Genomic DNA, 24,945 nt, shown 5'->3' with positions numbered 1-24,945 from the left:
AACGTCGCGCCATGCAAGCAACACACAAGATCAAGGCGCTTCTGGATCAGCTTAACACGGTGGTTGTAGGGAAACCGGCTCAGGTCCGCGACAGTGTGGCCTGCCTGCTGGCCGGGGGACACCTGCTGCTGGAAGACGTTCCCGGCGTGGGCAAGACCACGCTGGCGCATGCGCTGGCACACAGCTTCGGGCTGCAGTTCTCGCGCGTGCAGTTCACGGCCGACCTCATGCCCAGCGACCTCACCGGCGTGTCCATCTACGAGCGCGCCAGCGAGACCTTTGTCTTCCACCCGGGCCCCGTTTTCGCCCAGGTGCTGCTGGCCGACGAGATCAACCGCGCCAGCCCCAAGACGCAGAGCGCACTGCTCGAAGCCATGGAGGAACGACAGGTCTCGGCCGAGGGCCGCACGCACCGCCTGCCCGAGCCCTTCTTCGTGATCGCTACCCAGAACCCGCAGGAACAGCTGGGCACCTTCCCGCTGCCCGAAAGCCAGCTGGACCGCTTTCTGATGCGCATCAGCCTGGGCTATCCCGACCGCGCGGCCGAGCGATCCCTGCTGTCCGGCAATGGCCGGCGCGCCCAGGCCGACGCGCTGGCACCGCTGCTGACCACGCAGGAGCTGCAGGACCTGCAGGCTGCCGTGCTCCAGGTGCATGCCAGCGATGCCCTGCTCGACTATGTGCAGGACCTGCTGGAAGCCACGCGCTCGGGCCAGTGGTTCGTGCAGGGCCTGTCGCCTCGCGCGGGCATTGCGCTGCTGCGCGCGGCCCGGGCCGTGGCTCTGATGGAAGGGCGCGACTACGTGGCGCCCGACGATGTGCAGGCCATCCTGCCGCAGACGGCGGCCCACCGCCTGGTGCCCATAGGCTCCTCCGGCCGGGGCGCCGTGGAGCAGGTGCGCGCCATGCTGGACGCCGTGGCGCTGCGCTGATGCCGGCCGCCCCCGCGTCTTCGCCCGGCGCCCCCCAGCCGGGGGCATCGCTGCGCCAGCGCTGGTCTCCCGCGCGGCGCGTGCGCCAGTGGTGGCATGCCCGCCTGCCACGCACGGACAGCCTGAAGCTGACACAGCGCAATGTCTACATCATGCCGTCGCGTGCAGGCTGGGCCCTGGCGCTGACGCTGTGCGTGCTGCTGGTGGCCGCCATCAACTACCAGCTCAACCTGGGTTATCTGCTGACGTTCCTGCTGGCCGGCAGCGCGGCAGCGGGCATGGTGGTCGGCCACGGCAATCTGCGCGGCCTGGCGCTGCACCTGCAGCCGCCGGCCGGCAGCTTTGCCGGCCGGCCCTGCCGCTTCGACGTGGTGCTGCACAACACGCGCCGCAGCACGCGTTGGGGCATAGGCCTGGCCGTGCAGGGCGATGCAGCGGCCACCGACTGGACCTGGATCGATGTCCCGGCACAGGGCAGCACCACGGCGCAACTGGCTTTCACGCCACTGCGCCGGGGCCTGCAATCGCTGCCCACGATCACGGCGGCCACACGCTACCCGCTGGGCACCTTCCGCGTCTGGGCGCTGTGGCGCGCGCAGACCCAGGCCTGGATCTACCCGGCGCCCGAACACAATCCCCCGCCCCTGCCTGCGGCCAGTGCCGATGCCGGCGGACGCAGCGCGGCCTCCACGCGCCACGGCGACGAGTTCGATGGTGTGCGTGCCTACCGGCGCGGTGATGCGCTCAAGCTGGTGGTCTGGAAAAAGGCTGCCCAGGCCTTTGCCACGGGCAGTGACCAGCTGGTGAGCCGCGACCGCCCGCTGTCCCAGCAGCACCGCCTGTGGCTGGACGCCAAGGCCACCGGCCTGGCCGACCCCGAGGCCCGCCTCAGCCGCCTGACCGCCTGGGTGCTGGTCGCGCGCCAGCAGGACCTGACCTGGGGCCTGCGCCTGCCCGACGGCCGCGAGATCGCACCCGACCAGGGCGCGGCCCACGCCACGCTCTGCCTGGAAGCCCTGGCGGCCTGCCCATGAATCGCACGTCCATGCCCTCCTCCTTCCAAGCCATTGCGCAGCCCGCGGCCCCCTGGCGCCAGCGCCTGGCCGCCCTGCCGCGCGATGCGCGCGACACCCTGTTCCTGCTGGCCGTGGTCGCCTGGGTGCTGATGCCCCAGGCCGCCCACACGCCCTGGTGGACCATGGTCTTCGTGGCCGGCCTGCTGCTGTGGCGCGGCCTGCTGGCCTGGCGCGGCCAGCCCCTGCCCGGCCGCTGGGTGCTGGGTGGACTGCTGCTGCTGGCCGTGGGCGCCACCTGGGTCTCGCACGGCACCTTTATCGGGCGCGATGCGGGCGTGACCCTGATCGTGCTGCTGCTGGCGCTCAAGACGCTGGAGCTGCGCGCCCGGCGCGATGCCATGGTGGTGTTCTTCCTGGGCTTCTTCGCGCTGCTGGCCAACTTCTTCTACTCGCAATCCCTGCTGCTGGCCCTGGCCATGGTGCTGGGCCTGCTGGGCCTGCTCACGGCCCTGGTCAATGCCCACATGACCGCCGGCCGCCCGCCGCTGACGCAGGCGCTGCGCACGGCAGCCCTGCTGGCGCTGTGGGGTACGCCGGTCATGGTGGCGCTGTTCCTGTTCTTCCCGCGCATGGCGCCGCTGTGGGGTGTGCCTAGCAACGACCTGGCCGGCCGCAGCGGCCTGTCGGAAAACATGCGCGTGGGCTCCATGGCCTCGCTGGTGCTGGACGAAAACGTGGCCCTGCGCCTGCGTTTCGATACGCCCGATGGTGCTCCTCCGCCTGCCAACACCCTGTATTTCCGGGGGCCCGTTCTGTCGCGCTTTGACGGGCAGGAATGGCAGATGGACACGGAGGCCGTTCTGGAGGACGCGCAGTTGCGCGTCTCCGGCGAGGGCGTGAGCTACCAGATGACCATCGAGCCCAGCCGCCGCCCCTGGCTGCCCCTGCTGGACGCCGCGGCCAGGGCTCCCGAGTTGCCCCCGGGCATGGGCAGCGCCCGCATGACGCCCCAGCTGCAATGGCTGACCTGGCGCCCCATCACCGACGTGGTGCGCATCAGCGCCCAAAGCCATGTGCAGTTCAGCTACGGGCCGCGGCAGCCCACGCGCGCCCTGCGCCGCTACACCCAGCTGCCCGAAGGCAGCAACCCGCGCACGCTGGAGCTGGCCCGCCAGATGCGCGCCGACCCGCAACTGGCCGACGCCCCGCCCCGCGCCTGGGTACAGGCCGCGCTGGCGCGCCTGCGCACGGGCGGCTACACCTACACGCTGGAGCCCGGCGTGGTGGACAGCGTGCACACGGCCGATGATTTCTGGTTCGACAGCAAAGAGGGATTCTGCGAGCACATCGCCTCGGCCTTCGCCGTGCTGATGCGCGGCATGGGCGTGCCTGCCCGCATCGTCACCGGCTACCAGGGCGGCGAGCGCAACCCTGTCGATGGCTACTGGACCGTGCGCAACGCCGACGCCCACGCCTGGACCGAGGTCTGGCTGGAGGACGAGGGCTGGGTGCGCATCGACCCCACCGGCGCCGTGGCCCCGTCGCGCGTGGGCGAGTTCCAGCGCCTGCGCGCGCCCCAGGGTGCCATTGCGGGCGCCGTGGGCAACTTCGTGGGCGTGGGCATGCTGCAGCAGATGCGCGCCGTGTGGGAGGCCGTCAACAACGGCTGGAACCAGTGGGTGCTGAACTACACGCAAAGCCGCCAACTGGACCTGCTCAAGAACCTGGGCGTGCAGTCGCCATCGTGGGTGGACATGCTGCGCCTGCTGGGCGCGCTGGCCGGCGTGGCCGCTCTGGCCTGGCTGGCCTGGATGGCCCGCGCCCAGCGCAACAGCCGCGATGAATGGCTGCGCCTGATGGACAAGACCCGCGCCCGGCTGCGCCGCATCGGCCTGGATGCCGATGCCAGCCTGCCCCCGCGCGCGCTGGCAGCCCAGGTCATGGACCGCTGGGGCCAGGACGACGCCACGGCCGCCAAGGCCCTGCACGACTGGCTTTTGGACATGGAGCGCCAGCGCTACGCACGCGCCCCCCAATCCGTCCCCCGATCCGCACCCCAGTCCGCACCCAATTCCGCACCCGATACCCCCGGCCTGCCCGCCCTGCGACGCCAATGGCGGGCGCTGGACTGGCCACGCACTCCGCAGCCACGGCCACAAGCCGCCGCTGCCGGCCCCACGACAAGCACACCATGACCAAGCAACGACTGATCCCCTCCGCCCTGCTGCTGCTTGCGGCCGCCGCCCTGCCCTGCGGCGCGCTGGCCAGCAAGCCGGCGCCCGCCCAGACCGGCGCAGCCAAGACTGCCGCCAAGTCCACGGCCAAACCTTCCACGAAAAAGCGCACGGCCGCTGCTGCCGCCGTGGCCAGGACCGTGCAAGGCAGCACGCCCTACGGCGAACGGCCTGATGCCATGCAGATGGCTGCCGACATTGCGATGCGCCACGACCTGCCGGTGGACTGGGTGCGCGACACCATCGCCCAGGCGCGCTTTCTGCCCCAGGTTCCCCGCCTGATGACGCCGGCTGCCCAGGGCACGGCCAAGAACTGGGGCGTCTACCGCAGCCGCTTTGTCGAGCCCGTGCGCATACGCGCCGGAACCCGCTTTTGGCAGGCCAATGCCGCCGCGCTGGCGCGTGCCGAAAAGCAGTACGGCGTGCCGGCCGAAATCATCGTCGGCATCATCGGCGTGGAGACCATCTACGGCCAGCAGATGGGCAACTTCCGCGTGATCGACGCCCTGGCCACGCTGAGCTTCGACTTCCCCGCAGCCCACCCCCGCGCGCAGGCACGCACCGAGTACTTCCGCGGCGAGCTGGAGCAGTTCCTGCGCTTCACGCACCGCGCCGCAACGGACCCGTTCTCGCTGCGCGGCAGCTACGCGGGCGCCATGGGCATGGGCCAGTTCATGCCCAGCAGCTGGGTGAAGTGGGCGGTGGACTTCGACGGCGACGACCGCATCGACCTGTTCGGCAGCGCGGCCGACGCCATCGGCTCGGTGGCCAACTACTTTGTCGCGCATGGCTGGAAAAGCGGCATGCCCACCCACTACCCTGTGATCATGCAGGCCCAGGGCGCCGACCTGGCCGCCCTGCTGGCGCCCGACATCCTGCCCCAGTTCACGGCCGACGAGATGGCTGCGCGCGGCGTGCAACTGCCGGGCAGCGGCGCGGCGCATCAAGGGCCGCTGGCCCTGGTCAAGCTGGAAAACGGCGCGCAGGGCCAGCCGCTGTACATCGCGGGCACGGAGAACTTCTATGCCATCACGCGCTACAACTGGTCCAGCTACTACGCGCTGTCCGTGATCGAACTGGGCCAGGAAGTCGCTGCGGCCATGGGCCGCTGATCCGGGCCATCCAAACCGTCGAGGCGGTCAGGGACGGCGCATGCGGCACATCGCAGGCTGCTCGGCACGCGCCGCCTCGATCTCTCGCACCACGCGGAAGCCGTAGCCCGAGCCCTCCACATCGAAGGGCACGCCGGGCGCGCCCTGCCTGTCCATGACGCCGACCACCAGCGCCTGCTGGAACTGGTGGTCGGCCGCGCGCATGCGGCCCTTGCGCCCGGCCAGCACCACCTCGGCGCCTTCCAGCGCCTGCGCCACGGCCACCGTGTCGGTGCTGCCCGCACGCGCCATGGACTGGGCCAGGGCCTCGATCATCAGCTGCATGCGCATGTGCACATAGTCATCGGCAGGCCTGGGAAAGCGCTCGCGGAATGACTTGTAGAAGGCCTGGCTGTCGGGGCCCGGCACGTTGGGCAGCCAGTCGGCCACGGCCAGCACCTTGCCCACGCCGGCCTCGCCTAAAGCGGCTGGCGCGCCCAGCGCATTGCCGTAGAAGGTGTAGAAGCGGCCGTCAAAACCCGCCTCCCGCGCGGCCTTGACCAGCAGCATCAGATCGTTGCCCCAGTTGCCCGTGATCACGGCCTGGGCGCCGCTGGCCTTGATCTTGGCGGCATAGGGCGCAAAGTCCTTGACGCGGCCCACGGGGTGCAGCTCGTCGCCCACGATGGCCACATCGGGCCGCTGCGCGGCCAGCTGGCGCCGTGCCTCGCGCAGCACGGCCTGGCCAAAGCTGTAGTCCTGCCCGATCAGGTAGGCGCTGCGCACGGCCGCGTCCTCGCGCAGCACCTGCATCAGCGCGGCCATGCGCATGTCGGCATGGGCGTCGAAGCGAAAGTGCCAGAAGCTGCAGCGCTCGTTGGTGAGCGCGGGATCGACGGCCGAGTAGTTCAGGTACAGCACGCGCCGAGCAGGATCACGCTCGTTGTGCTTGGCAATGGCATCGACCAGCACGGCGGCCACGGCCGAAGAATTGCCCTGCATGACCACGCGCGCACCGCCGTCGATGGCTGCGCGCAGCGCGGACAGCGCCTCCTCGTTCTGGCCCTTGCTGTCATGGCGTTCGATGGCCAGGGGCCGGGCGCCGCCCTGCGCGGCCGGCAGTGGCACACCGCCGCGCGCATTCACGCGCTCGGTGGCCCACAGCAGGTTGCGGAACACGGCCTCGCCCGTGTTGGCAAAGGGGCCGGACAGGCTTTCGATCAGTGCCAGCCGTATGGGCTCGCCAAGCGGCGGGGGCACGGGCTGTCCGCGTTCGTTTGCGGCCAGGGCCGCCAGCGCGGGCGCAGCAAATAGCGCCATGGCACCGCTTTTCAAGACCTTGCGGCGCAATTTATTCATGGCTTTTTCCCTCTTGAAATGCGTTCAACGCCGCTCAACTACGCTCCATGCGGCGACAACTTCGATGAAGCCGCGCAGTTTATAGGAGCCACTTCACCATGATCTTCTCGCCTGTTCTCCGCCGCAACGCCTTCAACCCCCAAGCCGCCGATCTGGCCCTGCAGCGCTTCCTGCAAGGCACCCTGGGCAACGCCGCCCCCTCCCCCTCGTCGGTGCAGGTGCAGCGCGATGAAAAGGCCACGACGCTGCAGCTGGATGTGCCCGGCCTGTCCCGCGAGCAGCTGCAGCTGAGCATCGAAGGCGCCGTGGTCCGTCTGTCCAGCGTCGAGGGTGCGCCCCGCCAGGTGCAGCGCGCCTGGGAGCTGGACCATGAGATCGACACTGCCGCCAGCAGCGCAAAGCTGGAAAACGGCGTGCTCACGCTGTCCCTGGCCCGCCTGGAGCCGCAGAGCAAGGCCACCACGCTGAGCATCCAGTAAATCCGGTCATCGAGTTTGTGCACCCGGGCTGTCAACCAATCCTTTCTTCCCTCCTCTTAGCAAGGTGACAGCCCGTTTTCAAAGCCCGGCACATGCCGGGCTTTTTTTGTGCGCAGGCTGCGCATCACAGGTGCCCCGCCGCACAGCGCGGCGATGGGGAAGGCAGAGGCGGCCGAAGAATCAGGCCAGCGAATCGAGCGGCCAGCGCGGCTTGACGTCGAAGGCGTAGTGCCTGTTGGCCACTTCCCGGCCCGCCTGCAGGCGCATGGCGGCGGCCATGGCGATCATGGCGCCGTTGTCGGTGCACAGGTGCAGCTCGGGGTAGTGCACGCGCAGCTTGCGCTGGGCGCAGGCCGCATCCAGCTGCGAGCGCAGCAGCCGGTTGGCACCCACGCCGCCGGCCACGACCACGCGCTTCATGCCGGTCTGCTGCAGCGCGGCCAGGGTCTTCTTGACCAGCACCTCGACGATGGCGGCCTGCGTGCTGGCGGCCAGGTCGGCCTTGCGCGCCTCCAGGTCATCGCCCAGCTTCTTCGCCTGGGTCAGCACGGCCGTCTTCAGGCCGGCGAAGGAGAAGTCCAGGTCGCCCGAATGCAGCAGCGGCCGGGGCAGCTTGAAGGCCTGGGCATCGCCGCCTTCGGCCAGGCGCGAGAGCACGGGACCGCCCGGATAGGGCAGGCCCATGAGCTTGGCCGATTTGTCGAAGGCCTCGCCGGCCGCGTCATCGATGGTCTCGCCCAGGATGGCGTAGCTGCCCACGCCGTCCACGCGCATCAGCTGCGTGTGGCCGCCCGAGACCAGCAGGGCCACGAAGGGGAATTCGGGGGGATCGGCGCTCAGGAAGGGCGACAGCAGATGGCCTTCCAGGTGGTGCACGCCCAGCACGGGCTTGTTCAATGCCGCAGCCATGGCGCAGGCCACGCCCGCGCCCACCAGCAGCGCGCCGGCCAGGCCGGGGCCGCGCGTGAAGGCGATCACATCGACCTGGTCCAGCGAGCGGCCGGACTCGCCCAGCACGTTTTCGGTCAGCGGCAGCACGCGGCGGATGTGGTCGCGGCTGGCCAGCTCGGGCACCACGCCGCCGTAGGCGCGGTGCATGTCGATCTGGCTGTGCAGCGCATGGGACAGCAGCGTGGGCACGCCCGTGCCATCGGGGGCCTCGACCAGGGCCACGCCGGTTTCATCGCAGGAGGATTCGATCCCCAGAATCAGCAAACTCATGGGGCTGAAGTGTAGAACCTGCGGGCGCGGCGCACGGCCACAGGCATCAATGGCCCCTGGCAGGCGGGCAGTTGCACGGCCGGCGCTCCGCTACAGGTTGTCTATGTAGGAAGAGCGCGAGAACCGCACGGGCTCGAAGCCGTCGGAGGTCCAGATTTCGCTGGCGATCAGTGCCTGGGCATCCATGGGGCGGGCAAAGTAAAAGCCCTGCAGCTCGTCGCAGCCCAGCGCCTGCAGCACTTCGCGCTGCTGCTGGTTGGTCACGCCTTCGGCCACCACGCGCAGCTCCAGCGCATGGGCCAGGCGCACGATGGCATCGACCACCGCCCGCGCATCGCTCTTGAGGGCCACGTCGCGCACAAAGCTGCGGTCGATCTTCACCTCGTCGGCGCACAGCTGGCGCAGCAGGGCCAGGCTGGAGTAACCGGTGCCGAAGTCGTCGATGGAGATCTGCACGCCCATGCCCGTGAGTTCGGCAATCACGGCCATGGTGGTCTTGTCGTCCTCCATGGCCACGGACTCGGTGATCTCGAAGACCAGTTGCTCGGGCCGGATGTGGTGCCTTGCGATCGCCTCGGCGATGAACTGCGCCAGCCGCGTCTGAAAGAGCTGGTAGCCCGAGATATTGATGGACACCCGCATGAAGCGCCGCTCGCGCGCCCATTGCGCGGTCTGGCGGCAGGCCTCGTCGATGACCCAGTCGCCGATCTCGCTGATCAGGCCGAAGCGCTCGGCCAGCGGGATGAACACGCGGGGACTGATCAGGCCGAACTGCGGGTGGTTCCAGCGCGCCAGCGCCTCCACGCTGCGGATGCGGCCCGTGCGGGTATCGATCTTGGGCTGATAGAACAGCACCAGCTGCTGGCTGGCCACGGCGCGGCGCAGGGCCTGCTGCAGGTCGAACTGCGCGGCCACGCCCTGGCGCATGCTTTCCTTGAAGATGGCGTAGGTGTTCCCGCCGGCACGCTTGGCCGTGTACATGGCGGCATCGGCCGCCGCCATGAGCTTTTCCTTCTTGCCATGGTCGGGATAGATGGCCACGCCGATGGAGCTACTGATGGAGACCGCCTTTCCTGGCAGGTCGAACGGCTGGCTCAAGGCCTTCTGCACGCGGCCTGCCATGGCCACGGCGTCGTCCACCGAAGCCAGGCAGCCCAGCAGCAGCACGAACTCGTCGCCACCCACGCGCGCCAGCGTGTCCGATTTGCGCGTCATATGGCCCAGGCGCACGGCCACCTGGCACAGCAGCGCATCACCGGCGGCATGGCCTTCCACATCGTTGATGGGCTTGAATCCATCCAGGTCGATGTACAGCAGGCCCACGCGCACCGGGCCGCAGGGCCCCGGCTGCTCCACCGAGCTGTCGGCGCGCGCAATCGTGCGGCCCAGCCGGTATTCGAACAGCGCCCGGTTGGCCGTACCGGTCAACGGGTCCCGGAAGGCGATGCGCTTGAGCTTCACATTGGCGCGCAGCAATTTCTCATTGCTCTGCTTGAGCGACTGCGTCAGGCGCTGCGCCTTGCAGCGCATGCGGATGTAGAGCACCGAGCACACCAGCAGGAAGGCCACGAACACACCGGCACCCCACGGGCCGAGGGCATGCCATCCAGCGAACCAGACGCCCTCATCGGCCAATTGCGCCGACGCGACGCCATCCGGGGCAGCCGCAAGCACCTGACCCTGCGCCATGCAGGGCAGCAGCGAAGCCAGCCAGCACGCAAATGCCGGGCCGCGCCAGCGCGCAGGTATCCGCCGGGACACCCCATCGGTCATGAACAGCGAATGCATGGGGAAAAACCGATCTTCTCGTGATATTTCAAACTCATGCCGATTCAGCCTCACTGCCGCATTGCGCAGCCCAATGCCGTGGTCTGCGTTGCCATGTGCGCCGGATGAACGGGGCTTTTCTTGGAAAACCGCCCCATTCGCTTTGCAAACATTCGACACGCTTACACGTCAGTTTGTGTATCGAAAATTTCAAATCATTAAAAAAATTCTATCAAATCATCGATCCCGTGCCCATGCAAGCACCGCGCGACGCCCCCGGCATGGGAATTGCATCCAGGCCCCTTGCACGAAGGCAAACTGCATCAAGGCAGGCAGACAGGACCAAGCCCCCCATGAAAACCGCTCTCAACTTTCTTGTGGCCGCGCGGCAGTGCGAAATCGGCGAGCTGGAGCAACTGCAGCGCACCAGCGCCCTGGTGGATCTGCTCAGCCGCCTCATCCATGCGCTGCAAAAGGAGCGCGGCCTGTCCAACGTGTTTCTGGCCAGCGCAGGCGCGCGCGGCGGCCCGGCCAGGCTGGCGCAGATGGCCGAGTGCGACCGCATGGCCGCTGCGGCGCGCGACGGCTTCGAGCGGGTGGACATGCAGCCCGGTGGTGCGGGACTCACCGGCCACCCCGGCCACGGCGCGCGGCTGTTCAGCCGCATCGCCCATGTGCTGCAGTGCCTGGACGCCTTGCCCGCGCTGCGCGAGCGCGTCGCCAGCCGCACGCTGTCGCCGGAGGCGGCCACGGCCCTCTATATCGATCTGGTGGCCGGACTGCTGGCCGTGGTCTTCGAGGCGGCGGACAGCGCACCCGAGCCCGGCATCTCGCGCCTGCTGGTGGCCTTGTTCAACTTCATGCAGGGCAAGGAGTTCGCGGGCCAGGAGCGCGCCACGGGCGTGGCTGCGTTCGGCGCGGGCGTGAGCGATGCGCCGCGCCAGCAGCACTGGCTGCACCTGATCGCCTCGCAGGAGCGCTGCTTTCAGGTCTTTGCGGAGTTCGCGCCGCCCCATTCCCTGGCCCTGTGGCAAGAAAGCAGCGCGGCCGACGCCACGCTGGCCGTGATCGAGCGGCTGCGCCGCGTGGGCTGCACGGCCACGGCGGGCGCGCCTTTGTCCGTGGAGATGGCCGAGCCCTGGTTCGACAGCTGCTCGCAGCGCATGGACGCGCTGCAGACCGTCGAGGCCCGCCTGACGGCCGAGCTGCAGCAGCAATGCCAGCACCGCATTGCCGATGCCCGCACCGCCCTGCAGACGCTGCTGCAGGCGCCGCAGGCCTTGGCGACCACGCCGGTCTCGGCCACGCTGGCGCCGGGCGAGCTGCAGCCGCCGGCCGCACGGCTGGGGCCGCAATTGGACCGTTCCGTGATGGACCTGGTGCAGGACCAGTCGCAGCGCCTGCAGGCCATGCAGGCCGAGCTGGAGACCGTGCGCGCCACGCTCACGGAGCGCAAGCTGCTGGAACGCGCCAAGGGCCTGCTGATGGCGCGGCGCCAGCTCAGCGAAGGCGAGGCCCACAAGCTGCTGCGCCAGACCGCCATGAACCAGAACCGCCGCCTGGCCGATGTGGCGCAGGCCGTGCTTTCCATGGCCGATCTCCTGCCACCTGCGCCTTGAACGCCGGGCCGGTGCGAGCCATGCTGCAGTGCAGCACCGACTTGGTGCCATGGAACGCACCAGAAGGTGGCCCGGCGAGGATTGCAAGGCCGATGGACGGCATGGCCCCCTGTGAACACGGCCTGGCACGCTTTCTGCATTGACTCTGGCAACTCCCGGCCAAAGGCGGCCGGGACCCCGGTCTTGATTCAAGGCCCCAGGACAACGGCGTCACTCTCCCCGCGCAGCGCGGCTGGAGAGGACGCCGTTTTGCTTGGAGCAGGGCCCGTTTGCAAGTGTTCCATTCCCGACGATCGAAGGAGTTCCGCCATGGCGTCAAGCCCCAAGCCCACCACAGGCCCTCTCACCGCCGGCCCGGCCCTGCCCCGGCGCGACTTTCTGCGCCAGGCCGGCACGCTGGCAGGCGGTGCGGCGCTCTACACCCAGCTGGGCCACCATGGCGCCTGGGCGGCCGGCTCGGATGCGCCAGAGAAGAAAGAGGTGCGCATCGGCTTCATCCCGCTGACCGACTGCGCCAGCGTGGTCATGGCCTCGGTGCTGGGGATCGATCAGAAGTACGGCGTCAAGATCATTCCCTCCAAGGAAGCGAGCTGGGCCAGCGTGCGCGACAAGCTGGTCAACGGCGAGCTGGACTTTGCCCACGTGCTCTACGGCCTGGTCTACGGCGTGCACCTGGGCGTGGGCGGCGCCAAGAAGGACATGGCCGTGCTGATGACGCTCAACCACAACGGCCAGGCCATATCTCTGTCGAAGAAACTGGCCGACAAGGGTGCCGTCAATGGCGCGGGCCTGGCCAAGCTGATGGCCAGCGAAAAGCGCGAATACACCTTTGCCCAGACCTTTCCCACGGGCACGCATGCCATGTGGCTGTACTACTGGCTGGCGGCCAACGGCATCCACCCGCTCAAGGATGCCAAGGTCATCACCGTGCCGCCGCCGCAGATGGTGGCCAATATGCGCGTGGGCAACATGGACGGCTTTTGCGTGGGCGAGCCCTGGAACCACCGCGCCATCATGGACGGCATCGGCGTCACGGCCGCCACCACCCAGTCCATCTGGCAGGACCACCCCGAAAAGGTGCTGGGCACCACGGCCGAGTTCGCACGCCAGAACCCCAACACGGCACGCGCCGTGACGGCGGCCATCATCGAGGCCAGCCGCTGGATCGACGAGAGCCTGGCCAACAAGACCCGCATGGCCGAGACCATCGCCGGCAAGGCCTATGTGAACACGGGCGTGGACGCCATCAACCAGCGCATCCTGGGCCGCTACCAGGACGGCATGGGCAAGACCTGGGACGATCCCAACCACATGAAGTTCTACGGCGACGGCAGCGTGGGCTACCCCTACCTGTCCGACGGCATGTGGTTCCTGACCCAGCACAAGCGCTGGGGCCTGCTCAAGGACCACCCCGACTACCTGGGCGTGGCCCGCTCCATCAACCGCCTGGACATCTACCAGCAGGCCGCCACCGCCGCCAAGGCCCCGCTGCCCAAGGCGGAGATGCGCAGCAGCAAGCTCATGGATGGCACGGTCTGGGACGGCAAGGACCCGCGCAAGTACGCGGACAGCTTTGCCATCAAGGCCTGAGAGATCCCCTTTGAAGCCCCACCCCACAGAGGAACACACCATGGTCAGCGCCGTCTTCCACTTCCCGGCCGAATCCGCTGCCGCGCCGGCAGCCGCTTCCACACCGATCTCCGCGCAGGTCTCAGGGCCCGCCGCTCCAGCCGCGCCGGCCACCCAGGCCCGGGCACCCGCCGCCCCGCGCGACTGGGCAGCGCTCTCGCGTGCCTTCTGGCTGGCCGTGCTGCCGCCGCTGTGCGGCTTGGGTTTGCTGGTGGGCGTGTGGTCCCTGGTGGCTGCAGGCTCGGGCCAGAGCATTCCGGGGCCCCTGGCGACCTGGCAGCAGGCGGTGGAGATTTTCAGCGACCCGTTCTACCGCAACGGCCCCAATGACCAGGGCGTGGGCTGGAACGTGCTGGCCTCGCTGCAGCGCGTGGCCGTGGGCTTTGGCCTGGCGGCGCTGGTCGGCATTCCGGCCGGCTTCGTGATCGGGCGCTTCAACTTTCTGTCGCGCATGTTCAACCCGCTGATCAGCCTGCTGCGCCCGGTGTCGCCGCTGGCCTGGCTGCCCATCGGCCTGCTGGTCTTCAAGGGCGCCAACCCGGCGGCCATCTGGACCATCTTCATCTGCTCGATCTGGCCCATGCTCATCAACACCGCCGTGGGCGTGCAGCGCGTGCCCCAGGACTACATGAACGTGGCGCGCGTGCTCAACCTCAGCGAATGGAAGATCGCCACCACCATCCTGTTCCCCGCCGTGCTGCCCTACATGCTGACCGGCGTGCGCCTGGCCGTGGGCACGGCCTGGCTGGTCATCGTCGCGGCCGAGATGCTCACCGGCGGCGTGGGCATCGGTTTCTGGGTCTGGGACGAGTGGAACAACCTCAACGTCAAGAACATCATCATCGCGATCTTCGTGATCGGCATCGTGGGCCTGCTGCTGGAGATGGCCCTGGTCAAGCTGGCAACGGCATTTACGTTCGAAGAGGTGAAGGCATGAATGCATCGTCCAAGTTCATCGAGGTCCAGGGCGTGGAGCAGAGCTTCAAGACCGCCAAGGGCCTGTTTCCGGCGCTGCGCAATATCGACCTGACCATTGCGCGGGGCGAGTTCGTCTCGCTGATCGGCCACTCGGGCTGCGGCAAGTCCACCCTGCTGAACCTGATCGCGGGCCTGACCACGCCCACCACGGGCGTGCTGCTGTGCGCCAACAAGGAGATCAAGGGCCCCGGGCCCGAGCGCGCCGTGGTCTTCCAGAACCACTCTCTGCTGCCCTGGCTGACCTGCGAGGGCAACATCCACCTGGCCGTGGAGCGCGTCTATGGCCGCACGGAAAGCCGCGCCCAGCTCAAGGCACGCACCCTGGCCGCGCTGGAGCTGGTGGGCCTGGCCCATGCCGCGCACAAGCGGCCCGGCGAAATATCGGGCGGCATGAAGCAGCGCGTGGGCATTGCGCGCGCGCTGTCGATGGAGCCGCAGGTGCTGCTGATGGACGAGCCCTTCGGCGCGCTCGATGCGCTCACGCGCGCCAAGCTGCAGGACGAGCTGCTGGAGATCGTGGCGCGCACACAAAGCACCGTGGTCATGGTCACCCACGATGTGGACGAGGCCGTGCTGCTGTCCGACAAGATCGTGATGATGACCAACGGCCCGGCAGCCACCATCGGCGAGGTGCTGGAAGTCGGCATCGCCCGGCCGCGCAACCGCGTGGCACTTGCCGAGGACGACCGCTACCGCGAGTGCCGCAAGGCGGTGATCGACTTCCTGTACACACGCCAGGGGCATGTGGAAAAGGCGGCCTGAACCTTCGCCGGTCCTGCCGCCTTCCAGGGCCTGCACAGAGCGGGCCGGCCGAGCCCCGGTTCAGTGCCGGCCCGAGATGTAGTGCTCCAGCTGCTCGATGATGAACTTCTGCTCGGAGATGATGTCCTTGACCAGGTCTCCGATGGAGATCAGGCCCAGCAGCTTGCCGCCCTCGTCCACCACGGGCAGGTGGCGCAGCCGGTTCTCGGTCATCACCGCCATGCATTCCTGCGTGGTCTGGGTGGGGCCGACGAAGAGCACGTCGCGCGTCATCACGTCGCGCACCAGGGTGGCGCCCGAGGTGCGCCCCAGCAGCGCGATCTTGCGCGCGTAGTCGCGCTCGGTGACGATGCCGGCGATCTCGCTGCCCTCCATCACGAGCAGGGCGCCAATGCCCTTGTCGGCCATGAGCCGCAGCGCATCGAGCACGGAATCGGTAGGCGCGATGCTGTACACCGCGCCGCTGGCCTTGGACTTGAGAATGTCTGCAACTGCTGTCATGGGTGCCTTTCAGTCGTTCGCCAATTCGGTTCTAGTGTCATCCGAACTGCGCCCAAAAAGCAACAGGGCCAGCGCGTGTATGCACACGCACCGGCCCTGCCCGTTCCCCTGATCCCAACCTATCCGTTGGTCCTGCAATAGAGCCGCCTGCAGCGCATACGACTGGCGCTAACTAAGCGAGGGACGCCGAGCAAGAGCCGCCTCGCGGCGGGGGCGCCTAGCCGACGGCGTCGTTCCCCTCCCGCGAAGCGAGAGAGGGGGAAGCCGCGAAGCGGCTCAGGGGGTGTTGCATCATTTCAGCGGCGGCCGCCCAGCAGGCTGCCACCAATCTTCATCAGATCGCTGAGACCTACCTGGCCGTCGCCATCCTGATCGAGCAGGCTGCCCAGCAAACCATCACCCAGGCCGCCCTGCTGCTGCGCCTGCGCATGCTCGCGGCCCAGCACCTGGCCCAGGCCGCCGGCATCCATGCCGCCTGCGCTCACGCGCTGTGCAAGAAAGGACATGACGATGGGGGCCAGCAGCTGCAGCAGCTGGGCCGCGCCGCCGCTGCCCAGGCCCGTGGCCTGGCCCAGTCCGTCCTGCGCGCGCTGCTGGTTGCCACCCAGGATGTGGCCGAGGATGGCCGCGCCATCGAGCCCGCCACCTGCATTGCCGCCCGCGCCTGCGCCGCCGCCCAGCAGCGAGCCCAGCAGGCCGCCGAGGTCCAGGCCACCGGCGCCGCCGCCGCTGGCCGCGCCATGGTCGCGCTGCAGCGCGCCGAAGAGATTGGCCGCGCCCTGCGGATCGGCCGCATTGCGGCCCAGCGAGGCCAGCAGCACGGGTAGGGCCGCGCCCACGGCGCTTTCGGTCTGGGCGGGGCTGGCGCCGATCTGGTCCGCCATCTGCTGCATGGGCGCGCCCTGCAGTTGGGCCATCAGTTCGGCGGCCAGGGAAGAGCTGGAGTTCATGGTCGTTCCTTCATCCGGTCGCCCGGTCAACACAAAACCACATGGTATGCGCAAGCCTGCGCAGCGCACATGACGGTGCCACGTCCAAGTGTCAACGATGTTTTCCAGCGGCCGCAGGAACCCGCAGGGATCAGGTCGTGGTCAGCACCCTCTGCGGCTGCGCGCGCGCCTGCCGCATCTGTGGCGGGCTCTGCACCTGGCTGCGTGACTGGCTCTGTGCCTGGGCCTTCATGGACCGGCGCAGGGCCACGGCATCGCCCGCTGCGGCAGGCGAGCGGCCCGTGGCGTCCAGCCGGAACACCTGCACGGTTTCCGACACGGTCTGCGCCTGGGCCTGCAAGGCCATGGCGGATGCCGCGTTCTGCTCGACCAGGGCCGCATTCTGCTGCGTGATGCTGTCCAGATGCGCCACGGCCGCGTTGACCTGCGAGATGCCGCTGAGCTGCTCGCTGGAGGCGCTGTGGATCTCGCCGATCAGCAGGCTCACGCGCCGCACCAGATCCAGCGATTCGATCATGGTCTTCTGCGCCACCTCGGTCCTCTGGTTGCCGTCCAGCACCTTGGCGGCGGAGTCGTCGATGAGCTCGCGGATCTCCTTGGCCGCCGCCAGCGTGCGCTGCGAGAGGCTGCGCACCTCGGCCGCCACGACCGCAAAGCCCCGGCCCTGGTCGCCTGCGCGCGCGGCCTCCACGGCAGCGTTCAGCGCCAGGATATTGGTCTGGAAGGCGATGGAGTCGATGAGCTGCGTGATCTCTCCGATGCGCCCCGACGCGGCCTGGATCTGCTTCATGGTGGCGGCCACGCCATCGACGGCGCCGCTGCTGCGTTCGGCCACCTCGCTGGCCTGGGCGGCCAGGTCCGTGGCCTGGCGGGCCGAGTCGGCCGTGTGTTTGACGGTGCCCGTGATCTCCTCCATGGAGGCCGCCGTCTGCTGCAGGTTGCCCGCCTGGGTTTCGGTGCGCGCGGACAGGTCATGGTTGCCCTGCGCGATTTCCCGGCTGGAGATCTGCATCTTGTCGCTTTCCTCGCGCGCATCGCGCACGATGGACAGCAGGTTCACGTTGAGCTGGCTCAGCGCCTTCTGCAGATCGCCCACCACGTCCTTGCGCGTGATGCGTATGGTCTGCGTCAGGTCGCCGGCCGCCAGGCGGTTGGCCAGCAGCACCATCTGCGCCAGCGGCGCCACGGTCAGCCGGTAGGCCCAGGCCCCGGCCAGGCCCGTGAAGATGCAGACCGCCAGCCAGGCCAGCGCAGACCATGCGTCCAGCGTATGCCCACCGGCCAGCGCCGCGCCAAAGGCCGCCGCCACCACCATGAAGAAGATCAGCACCAGCTTGCCGGCCAGGCCCAGGCTCAATGCGTTGGCCAGGCGGCCGCGCAGATTGTTGCGCAACAGGTGGCCGGCACGCAGCACGTGGACCCGGCGCCCGGCGTCCTTCTCGGCGCGCATGGTGGCGTAGAGGCGTTCGGCCGCATCGGTCTGCTCGCGCGTGGCCTCGGTGCGCACGGACATGTAGCCCGAGGGCCGGTCGCCATCCATCAGCGGGGTGACATTGGCCATGACCCAGTAGAAGTCGCCGTTCTTGCGCCGGTTCTTCACGGGGGCGGACCAGGGCAGGCCCGCCGAGATGGTCTCCCACATGTCGCGGAAGGCTTCCTCCGGCATGTCGGGGTGGCGGATCATGTTGTGGGGCTGGCCCAGCAGGTCTTCGCGCTCGTAGCCGCTGACCTCGATGAACATCGGGTTGCAGTAGAGGATGCGGCCCTTCAGGTCCGTGGTGGAGACCAGGGTCTGGCCCTTGGGAAACGAGTACTCGCGCGTACTGACCGGCAGATTCACTCTCATAGGCATCCTCCCTTGAAGAAGAAAAATCCTGCGTGCCCCATCCGGCCCAGCGAACCGCTGGCCGGAGTTCACAGTTTTTACCCCGAATCGCCACATTTGAAACAAATAAAAACAAAACCTCCATTGGATTCAGACATCTGATAGGACCGTATCGATAGCACGCGCACCGCTTTGATGCATGCGGCGCACCAGCCTGGCACGGCCGCGCGGACTCGCGTCCCCGGGCGATCAGTCGCCACAGGGCAGCAGGCCTGGCACGCAGCTTGCTAAATCCAGGGCGTGGCCATGCAGGGCCGCAGGGCCAGGCGCAACGACGTGCCACGGCCCGGGACAAAGGCGTCACCCCGCGCGCAGCCATCGGCCGCGCAGCGTGGGGACGCCTTTTTTGTTTTCCGAACCGCAACGGGGGCACGATGAAAAAATCCAGGCTGGTGATGGTGGGCAACGGCATGGCCGGCGTGCGCACGCTGGAGGAGCTGCTCAAGATCGCGCCCGACCTCTACGAGATCACGGTATTCGGGGCCGAGCCCCACCCCAACTACAACCGCATCATGCTGTCGCCCGTGCTGGCGGGCGAGCAGCAGCTGGACGAGATCATCCTCAACGACTGGTCCTGGTATGCGCAGCACGGCATCACCCTGCATGCGGGCTGCCGCGTGCACGCAGTCGACCGCGCGCGCCGCGTGGTGCACGCCGTGGACGCGGCCGGACAGCCGGTGAGCGCCGAGTACGACCGGCTGATCCTGGCCACGGGCTCGCGCCCCTTCATGCTGCCCGTGCCCGGGCGCGAGCTGGAAGGCGTGCTGGGCTACCGCGACATTGCCGACACCCAGGCCATGATCGCGGCGGCCGCCAGCCACCGCCATGCCGTGGTCATCGGCGGCGGCCTGCTGGGCCTGGAGGCCGCCAACGGACTCATGAAGCGCGGCATGGACGTTACCGTGGTGCATTCGGGCGAGCGCCTGCTGGACCGCCAGCTGGACGAGACCGCCGCCGCCTTGCTGCAGGCCTCGCTGGCCGAGCGCGGCATGCGCTTTCTGATGCAGGCCCAGACCCGGGCGCTGACGGGCGACGGCCAGGGCCGCGTGGCCTGCGTGCACCTGCAGGACGGGCGCGAGGCACCGGCCTCGCTGGTGGTCATGGCCGTGGGCATCCGGCCCGAGACCACGCTGGCCGAGCAGATGCACCTGCACGTGCAGCGCGGCATCGTGGTCAGCGACACGCTGCAGACCGTGACCGACCCGCGCATCTACGCCGTGGGCGAGTGCGCGGCGCACCGGGGCGTGGCCTACGGGCTGGTGGCGCCGCTGTTCGAGCAGGGCAAGGTGCTGGCCAACCACCTGGCGGAGATGGGCATCGGCCGCTATCCGGGCTCGCAGACCTCGGCCAAGCTCAAGGTCACGGGCATCCATCTGTTCAGCGCGGGCGACTTCCGCGGCGACGAGGGCACGGAGGAAATCGTGCTCAGCGACCCCGGCGCGGGCGTGTACCGCAAGCTTGTGCTGCGCGGTGACAGGCTGGTCGGCGCCTGCCTGTATGGCGACACCGAGGACGGTGGCTGGTACTTCCGCCTGTTGCGCGATGGCGTGGCAGTGCAGGAACTGCGCGACCGCCTCATGTTCGGCGAAAGTCAAGCCAGCCAGGCCAGCCAGGCCGACCCGGCCAGCGGCCCGTGACGGCGCCCGCCCCCGTGCCCTGCCCTTCCCTCATCCACCCCAGGCCCACCATGCAAGAAACCCGATCCACCTGCCCCTATTGCGGCGTAGGCTGCGGCGTCCTCATCGAAAGCGATGGTGCGCGCATCACGGGCGTGCGCGGCGATCCGGCGCACCCCGCCAACCACGGCCGCCTGTGCACCAAGGGCAGCACCCTGCACCTGACGGCCTCGCCCGCCCTGGCACAGCAGACGCGGCTGCTGCAGCCCGCGCTGCGTGCCACGCGCGGCGCGGCGCCCCAGGATGTGGGCTGGGATGCCGCACTGGACCTGGCCGCCGGCAGGCTGGCCTCCATCGTGCAGGAGCACGGCCCCGACGCCGTGGGCCTGTATGTGAGCGGCCAGTTGCTGACCGAGGACTACTACGTCTTCAACAAGCTGGCCAAGGGCCTGATCGGCACCAACAACATCGACACCAATTCGCGCCTTTGCATGAGCAGCGCCGTGGCCGGCTACAAGCTCACGCTGGGCGCCGACGCGCCACCGGCCTGCTACGAGGATGTGGACCATGCGGACTGCCTTTTCATCGCGGGCAGCAACGCGGCCTGGGCGCATCCCGTGCTCACGCGGCGCATCGAGCAGGCGCGTGCCGCGCGGCCGCAGATGAAGATCATCGTGGCCGACCCGCGCCGCACCGACACGGCCGGCATGGCCGACCTCTTCCTGCCGCTGCGCCCGGGCAGCGACACCCTGCTGTTCCACGGCATGCTGCACATCATGGAACTGGAAGGCTGGCTGGACCAGGCCTACATCGCACGCCACACCAGCGGCTTTGCCGACCTTCAGGCCCTGGTGCGGGAGGCCACGCCCGAGCGCGTGGGCGAGCTCTGCGGCCTGCCCCGGCACGATCTGTTCCAGGCCGCGCAATGGTTTGCGCTGGGCGGGGATTCACGCGACGGCGCCGCCCGTGGCGCCACGCTGAGCCTGTACTGCCAGGGCCTGAACCAGAGCAGCAACGGCACGGCCAAGAACGCCGCGCTGATCGGCCTGCACCTGGCCACGGGCCAGATCGGGCGCGCGGGCGCGGGGCCGTTCTCGCTCACGGGCCAGCCCAATGCCATGGGCGGGCGCGAGGTGGGCGGGCTGGCCAATCTGCTGTCGGCCCACCGCGACCTGGCCAACCCGGCCCACCGCGCCGAAGTGGCCGCACTGTGGGGCGTGGACGCCGTGCCGCCCCGCCCCGGCAAGACCGCCGTGGAGATGTTCGAGGCCGCCGCCGAGGGCGAGATCCGCGCGCTGTGGATAGCCTGCACCAACCCTGCGCAAAGCATGCCCGACCAGGCCCTGGTGCGGCGAGCGCTGCAGCGGGCCGAATTCGTCATCGTGCAGGAGGCCTTTGCCACCACCGCCACCTGCGCCTACGCCGACCTGCTGCTGCCCGCCACCACCTGGGGCGAGAAGATCGGCACGGTGACCAACAGCGAAAGGCGCATCTCGCGCGTGCGCCCCGCCGTGGCCGCACCCGGCGCCGCGCGCCATGACTGGCGCATTGCCGTGGACTGCGCGCGGCGCATGGAGGCACGGCTGCGCCCGGGCCGGCCCAGCCTCTTTCCCTACGACACCGAAGACGCCGCTGCCGGCGCCCAGGCCATCTGGAACGAGCACCGCGAGAGCACGCGCGGGCGTGACCTGGACATCACCGGCCTGTCCTGGGATCTGCTGGACGCGCAAGGCCCCCAGCAATGGCCGCTGCCCGAAGGCGCAGCCCAGGGCCGCGCACGGCTCTACGAAGACGGCCGCTTTCCCACGCCCGATGGCCGCGCACGCTTTGCCCTGCTGCCCTGGCAGCCGCTGGCCGAACCGCCCGATTCGCACTATCCCTTCAGCCTGACCACGGGCCGGCTGCGCGACCAGTGGCACGGCATGAGCCGCACGGGCCAGCTGGGCCGTTTGTTCGGCCATGCGGCCGAGCCCTGCCTGCAAATGCACCCGCGGGACATGGCCGAGCGCGGCCTGCGCGCGGGCGACCTGGTGCAGATGAGCAGCCGGCGCGGCGCCCTGCTGGTGCCGGTGCAGCCCGATGACACGCTGACGCCCTCCCAGCTCTTCATGGCCATGCACTGGGGCGGCGAGTACCTGGGCGGCACTTCAATGGGCGGCGTCAATGCCCTGACCACACCGGCCTTGTGCCCCGGCTCCAAGCAGCCCGAACTCAAGCACACGGCCGTGAAGCTGCAAAAGGCCGAACTGCCCTGGACCCTGCTGGCCATGGCCTGGCTGCCCGAGGACCGGGTGCTGGCCGCGCGCGAGCAGTTGTCCGCCCTCATGCCGCACTTCGGCTTTGCCAGCTGCGTGCCCTTCGGCAATGCCGTCCCGCTGCAGGACGCCGCCCGGACCCGGCACGGCGTGCTGCTGCGCGCCGCCGCGCATGAGGCGCCGGGCGAGGCCGTCCTCGCACGGATCGAATCCCTGCTGGGCCTGGATGCCGCCGACACCCTGCGCTACACCGACCGCCGCCGCCAGCACAGCCGCGCGCTGCGGCTGGACCGCCACAGCCTGTCCACCACGGTCGAGGCCCTGCTGCTGGCCGGCGACACGCGCGCGGGCAGCTGGCTGTCCACCCTGCTGCAGGACCAGATGCCGGCACAGGACTATGGCCGCCTGCTGCTCATGCCCTCGGGCTCGGCGCCGCTGGCCATCCAGCCGCGTGCACGCCAGGTCTGTACCTGCTTCGATGTGGACGAGACCACCATCGCAGGCGCGCTTGCGCGCTGCGAGGGCAGCGACGACGCGCGCCTGGCCGCGCTGCAGGGCCAGTTGCGCTGCGGCACCAATTGCGGCTCCTGCCTGCCGGAGCTCAAGCGCCTGGTGCGCCACATACCCCTGGCGAAGAGCCAGGAGACCGCATGAAAGAGGCGATGGAACAACGGGTTTGCATATATAGCGAAAAGTAATGAAACCTGCGGGAAAATATGCCCCCACAGGATTCCACCCACGATTGCAACGCCATGGGCATCAGCCAATACATCAAGGAAATAGGCCGCGGCGCACGCGGAGCCAAGGCGCTGGAGCGCCCGCAGGCGGCCGACCTGTTCGGCCAGGTGCTGGACGGCGGCGTCAGCGACCTGGAGATCGGGGCCTTTTGCATCGCCATGCGCATCAAGGGCGAGACCGTCGAGGAGATGAGCGGCTTCCTGGACGCCGTGCATGCGCGCGTCGCCCGTTTTCCCGCCTCGGCCAATGGCCGCCCCGTGATCGTGCTGCCCAGCTACAACGGCGCGCGCCGCCTGCCCGTGCTCACGCCCCTGCTGGCCCTGCTGCTGGCACGCGAAGGCCTGCCCGTGCTGCTGCACGGCATGCGCACCGAGGCGCGCCGCATCCTGGCCAGCGATGTGCTGCAGGCCCTGGGCATTGCGCCGCTGCCATCTCCCCAGGCCCTGGCCGGCGGCCAGGTGGCCCATATCCATACCGAACATCTGCACCCGGCCCTGGCGCGCCTGCTGTCCGTGCGCGAGGTCATCGGCCTGCGCAACCCGGGCCACAGCGTGGTCAAGCTGCTGGCGCCCTGCGACGGCCCCTGCCTGCTGGTGACGGCCTACACCCATCCCGAGTACCTGCCCATGCTGCACGGCACCTTCGGGACATTGGGCATGAATGTCCTGCTCTCGCGCGGGCTGGAAGGCGAGGTCGCGGCCGACCCGCGCCGGCTGCCGCGCTACGACGGCTTTGTGGCAGGCGCCCACCAGTTGCTGGCCGAGCAGCAAAGCGGCACCGCCTCCGACGTGCCGGGCCTGCCCGCCGAGATCGACGTGGACACCACGGCGCGCTACACCGAAGACGTGCTCGCGGGCCGGCTGCCCGTGCCGCCCGCGCTCATACGCCAGGTGGAACACATCGTCCACCTTGCCGATCAGATTCGCTGAATACCCCAGAAAAAACGGAGCCCCGCCATGACGACCCCGTCCCACACCCCCGCGAACACCGCCCGGCGCGGCACCTGCACCCTGGTCGGCGCCGGCCCCGGCGACCCGGAGCTGCTGACCATCAAGGCCCTCAAGGCCATACAGGCTGCCACCGTGCTGCTGGTCGATGACCTGGTCAGCGACGCCATCGTGGCCCATGCCGCGCCCACGGCGCGCATCGTCTACGTGGGCAAGCGCGGCGGCTGCAAGAGCACGCCCCAGGCCTTCATCGAAAAGCTCATGCTGAGCGCCGTGCAGGAGGGCGAGACCGTGGTGCGCCTGAAGGGCGGCGACCCCTTCATCTTCGGGCGCGGCGGCGAAGAGGTGGAGCACCTGCGCGAAGCGGGCGTCGAGGTCCAGGTCATCAACGGCATCACCGCTGGCCTGGCCGGGCTCACCAGCCTGGGCGCCCCGCTCACGCACCGCGACCGCGCGCACGGCGTGGTCTTCATCACGGGCCACGCCAAGCCCGGCGACAGCGGCACAGACTGGCGCCAGCTGGCCACCACCGCGCGCGATGCGCGGCTCACCCTGGTGATCTACATGGGCGTGAGCAGCGTGGAGCACATCCGCGCCGAGCTGCTCAATGGCCTGCCCGCAGCCACGCCCGTGGCCGTGATCCAGCACGCCAGCCTGCCACAACAGCGCCACGCGCTGACCACGCTGGGCGCGCTGGTGGAGTGCATTGCCGACACGGGCCTGGGCAGCCCCAGCGTCATCGTCGTTGGCGATGTGGTCCATGGCGTACGGGCAATGGCCGAACCTCAGACGCAGCTCACCGCTGCGGTTGCAGCCGCCTGAGTGCGAGATTGCTGCAATCAAAAATCTATCGATTCATAAAAGTCATTAGTTTTCATTAAAAATCCCCTGTTGGCTGCCGAAACGGCGTTTAGACCGTTTTGGCAGACCGTCAGCTCCGCCAGGCGGCGGTAGCGCCATCGGGGG

General features: G+C 69.1%; 19 protein-coding genes. 13 read left to right on the top strand and 6 right to left on the bottom strand.

The features are described 5' to 3' along the window. The first annotated feature begins 11 nt into the window (after positions 1–11). From IAE24_RS17355 to mltB, 4 genes are read left to right on the top strand one after another with little or no spacing between them, the layout of a single operon-like run. A complete protein-coding gene (locus tag IAE24_RS17355) occupies positions 12–932 on the top strand; it encodes an AAA family ATPase (protein ID WP_013803463.1) in 921 nt (306 codons plus the stop codon). Then, positions 932–1,966 carry a DUF58 domain-containing protein gene (locus tag IAE24_RS17350; RefSeq protein ID WP_043823852.1) on the top strand — a complete coding sequence of 345 codons (1,035 nt, stop codon included), beginning with the start codon at positions 932–934 and terminating at the stop codon, positions 1,964–1,966. The genes IAE24_RS17355 and IAE24_RS17350 overlap by 1 nt, the downstream gene beginning before the upstream one ends. Then, positions 1,963–4,143 carry a transglutaminase family protein gene (locus IAE24_RS17345; RefSeq protein WP_199961246.1) on the top strand — a complete coding sequence of 727 codons (2,181 nt, stop codon included), beginning with the start codon at positions 1,963–1,965 and terminating at the stop codon, positions 4,141–4,143. Before IAE24_RS17350 ends, IAE24_RS17345 begins: the two co-directional genes overlap by 4 nt. Further along, entirely contained in the window at positions 4,140–5,294 is a 1,155-nt protein-coding gene (gene mltB, locus IAE24_RS17340) for a lytic murein transglycosylase B (protein ID WP_200016379.1), read from the top strand. The genes IAE24_RS17345 and mltB overlap by 4 nt, the downstream gene beginning before the upstream one ends. Before the next feature lie 27 nt (positions 5,295–5,321). Here the strand turns inward: mltB and IAE24_RS17335 are convergent, their stop codons facing one another. Then, the gene (locus tag IAE24_RS17335) at positions 5,322–6,632 is read right to left on the bottom strand and encodes a branched-chain amino acid ABC transporter substrate-binding protein (RefSeq protein WP_199961245.1); all 1,311 of its coding nucleotides are present in this window, start codon (positions 6,630–6,632) and stop codon (positions 5,322–5,324) included. A gap of 98 nt (positions 6,633–6,730) precedes the next feature. Between IAE24_RS17335 and IAE24_RS17330 the strand changes: the two genes are divergently transcribed. Then, complete coding sequence (locus IAE24_RS17330) at positions 6,731–7,111, top strand: Hsp20/alpha crystallin family protein (protein WP_012204301.1); 381 nt, start codon at positions 6,731–6,733, stop codon at positions 7,109–7,111. Between the two features lie 180 nt (positions 7,112–7,291). Here IAE24_RS17330 and tsaD read toward each other — a convergent pair whose 3' ends face one another. Both tsaD and IAE24_RS17320 read right to left on the bottom strand, forming a co-directional pair. Beyond that, positions 7,292–8,332, bottom strand: coding sequence for a tRNA (adenosine(37)-N6)-threonylcarbamoyltransferase complex transferase subunit TsaD (gene tsaD / locus IAE24_RS17325; RefSeq protein ID WP_199961244.1), 1,041 nt, complete (start codon positions 8,330–8,332; stop codon positions 7,292–7,294). A gap of 90 nt (positions 8,333–8,422) precedes the next feature. Further along, a complete protein-coding gene (locus IAE24_RS17320) occupies positions 8,423–10,120 on the bottom strand; it encodes a putative bifunctional diguanylate cyclase/phosphodiesterase (RefSeq protein ID WP_199961243.1) in 1,698 nt (565 codons plus the stop codon). A 332-nt stretch (positions 10,121–10,452) separates the two neighbouring features. Between IAE24_RS17320 and IAE24_RS17315 the strand changes: the two genes are divergently transcribed. From IAE24_RS17315 to IAE24_RS17300, 4 genes are all read left to right on the top strand, one after another. Continuing rightward, positions 10,453–11,718 (top strand): nitrate regulatory protein, encoded by a 1,266-nt coding sequence (locus IAE24_RS17315; RefSeq protein ID WP_199961242.1) that lies wholly within the window; start codon positions 10,453–10,455, stop codon positions 11,716–11,718. 309 nt (positions 11,719–12,027) lie between these two features. After that, on the top strand, positions 12,028–13,308 hold the full coding sequence (locus IAE24_RS17310; RefSeq protein ID WP_012204297.1) for a CmpA/NrtA family ABC transporter substrate-binding protein: 1,281 nt from the start codon (positions 12,028–12,030) through the stop codon (positions 13,306–13,308). A 40-nt stretch (positions 13,309–13,348) separates the two neighbouring features. Further along, a complete protein-coding gene (ntrB, locus tag IAE24_RS17305; RefSeq protein WP_063326783.1) occupies positions 13,349–14,284 on the top strand; it encodes a nitrate ABC transporter permease in 936 nt (311 codons plus the stop codon). Next, positions 14,281–15,087 carry an ABC transporter ATP-binding protein gene (locus IAE24_RS17300; RefSeq protein ID WP_013803472.1) on the top strand — a complete coding sequence of 269 codons (807 nt, stop codon included), beginning with the start codon at positions 14,281–14,283 and terminating at the stop codon, positions 15,085–15,087. The genes ntrB and IAE24_RS17300 overlap by 4 nt, the downstream gene beginning before the upstream one ends. A 60-nt stretch (positions 15,088–15,147) precedes the next feature. Here the strand turns inward: IAE24_RS17300 and IAE24_RS17295 are convergent, their stop codons facing one another. The 3 genes from IAE24_RS17295 to IAE24_RS17285 all read right to left on the bottom strand — a co-directional run bounded on the left by IAE24_RS17295 (position 15,148) and on the right by IAE24_RS17285 (position 18,384). Continuing rightward, a complete protein-coding gene (locus IAE24_RS17295) occupies positions 15,148–15,588 on the bottom strand; it encodes a CBS domain-containing protein (RefSeq protein WP_012204294.1) in 441 nt (146 codons plus the stop codon). Between the two features lie 296 nt (positions 15,589–15,884). Continuing rightward, the gene (locus IAE24_RS17290; RefSeq protein ID WP_199961241.1) at positions 15,885–16,538 is read right to left on the bottom strand and encodes a DUF937 domain-containing protein; all 654 of its coding nucleotides are present in this window, start codon (positions 16,536–16,538) and stop codon (positions 15,885–15,887) included. A 130-nt stretch (positions 16,539–16,668) separates the two neighbouring features. Continuing rightward, positions 16,669–18,384, bottom strand: coding sequence for a methyl-accepting chemotaxis protein (locus IAE24_RS17285; protein WP_199961240.1), 1,716 nt, complete (start codon positions 18,382–18,384; stop codon positions 16,669–16,671). 413 nt (positions 18,385–18,797) lie between these two features. Between IAE24_RS17285 and IAE24_RS17280 the strand changes: the two genes are divergently transcribed. From IAE24_RS17280 to cobA, 4 genes are all read left to right on the top strand, one after another. Continuing rightward, on the top strand, positions 18,798–20,060 hold the full coding sequence (locus IAE24_RS17280; protein WP_199961239.1) for an NAD(P)/FAD-dependent oxidoreductase: 1,263 nt from the start codon (positions 18,798–18,800) through the stop codon (positions 20,058–20,060). A 50-nt stretch (positions 20,061–20,110) separates the two neighbouring features. After that, the gene (locus IAE24_RS17275; RefSeq protein ID WP_199961238.1) at positions 20,111–22,948 is read left to right on the top strand and encodes a nitrate reductase; all 2,838 of its coding nucleotides are present in this window, start codon (positions 20,111–20,113) and stop codon (positions 22,946–22,948) included. Positions 22,949–23,046: 98 nt separating this feature from the next. Next, entirely contained in the window at positions 23,047–23,961 is a 915-nt protein-coding gene (ybiB, locus tag IAE24_RS17270; protein ID WP_013803476.1) for a DNA-binding protein YbiB, read from the top strand. 27 nt (positions 23,962–23,988) lie between these two features. Continuing rightward, positions 23,989–24,801: a uroporphyrinogen-III C-methyltransferase gene (gene cobA, locus IAE24_RS17265; RefSeq protein ID WP_199961237.1), complete on the top strand. Its 813-nt coding sequence runs from the start codon at positions 23,989–23,991 to the stop codon at positions 24,799–24,801. Positions 24,802–24,945 lie beyond the last annotated feature (144 nt).

It is taken from the genome of Delftia sp. S65 (assembly GCF_016516495.1).
GTDB lineage: Bacteria > Pseudomonadota > Gammaproteobacteria > Burkholderiales > Burkholderiaceae_C > Comamonas > Comamonas acidovorans.
This window is presented reverse-complemented; position numbering and strand designations above follow the sequence as displayed.

Bases quoted from the DNA above. Each gene is read 5' to 3' on its own strand.
- IAE24_RS17355 (WP_013803463.1), top strand. From the start codon at position 12: ATGCAAGCAACACACAAGATCAAGGCGCTTCTGGATCAGCTTAACACG.
- IAE24_RS17350 (WP_043823852.1), top strand. From the start codon at position 932: ATGCCGGCCGCCCCCGCGTCTTCGCCCGGCGCCCCCCAGCCGGGGGCA.
- IAE24_RS17345 (WP_199961246.1), top strand. From the start codon at position 1,963: ATGAATCGCACGTCCATGCCCTCCTCCTTCCAAGCCATTGCGCAGCCC.
- mltB (WP_200016379.1), top strand. From the start codon at position 4,140: ATGACCAAGCAACGACTGATCCCCTCCGCCCTGCTGCTGCTTGCGGCC.
- IAE24_RS17335 (WP_199961245.1), bottom strand. From the start codon at position 6,632: ATGAATAAATTGCGCCGCAAGGTCTTGAAAAGCGGTGCCATGGCGCTA.
- IAE24_RS17330 (WP_012204301.1), top strand. From the start codon at position 6,731: ATGATCTTCTCGCCTGTTCTCCGCCGCAACGCCTTCAACCCCCAAGCC.
- tsaD (WP_199961244.1), bottom strand. From the start codon at position 8,332: ATGAGTTTGCTGATTCTGGGGATCGAATCCTCCTGCGATGAAACCGGC.
- IAE24_RS17320 (WP_199961243.1), bottom strand. From the start codon at position 10,120: ATGCATTCGCTGTTCATGACCGATGGGGTGTCCCGGCGGATACCTGCG.
- IAE24_RS17315 (WP_199961242.1), top strand. From the start codon at position 10,453: ATGAAAACCGCTCTCAACTTTCTTGTGGCCGCGCGGCAGTGCGAAATC.
- IAE24_RS17310 (WP_012204297.1), top strand. From the start codon at position 12,028: ATGGCGTCAAGCCCCAAGCCCACCACAGGCCCTCTCACCGCCGGCCCG.
- ntrB (WP_063326783.1), top strand. From the start codon at position 13,349: ATGGTCAGCGCCGTCTTCCACTTCCCGGCCGAATCCGCTGCCGCGCCG.
- IAE24_RS17300 (WP_013803472.1), top strand. From the start codon at position 14,281: ATGAATGCATCGTCCAAGTTCATCGAGGTCCAGGGCGTGGAGCAGAGC.
- IAE24_RS17295 (WP_012204294.1), bottom strand. From the start codon at position 15,588: ATGACAGCAGTTGCAGACATTCTCAAGTCCAAGGCCAGCGGCGCGGTG.
- IAE24_RS17290 (WP_199961241.1), bottom strand. From the start codon at position 16,538: ATGAACTCCAGCTCTTCCCTGGCCGCCGAACTGATGGCCCAACTGCAG.
- IAE24_RS17285 (WP_199961240.1), bottom strand. From the start codon at position 18,384: ATGAGAGTGAATCTGCCGGTCAGTACGCGCGAGTACTCGTTTCCCAAG.
- IAE24_RS17280 (WP_199961239.1), top strand. From the start codon at position 18,798: ATGAAAAAATCCAGGCTGGTGATGGTGGGCAACGGCATGGCCGGCGTG.
- IAE24_RS17275 (WP_199961238.1), top strand. From the start codon at position 20,111: ATGCAAGAAACCCGATCCACCTGCCCCTATTGCGGCGTAGGCTGCGGC.
- ybiB (WP_013803476.1), top strand. From the start codon at position 23,047: ATGGGCATCAGCCAATACATCAAGGAAATAGGCCGCGGCGCACGCGGA.
- cobA (WP_199961237.1), top strand. From the start codon at position 23,989: ATGACGACCCCGTCCCACACCCCCGCGAACACCGCCCGGCGCGGCACC.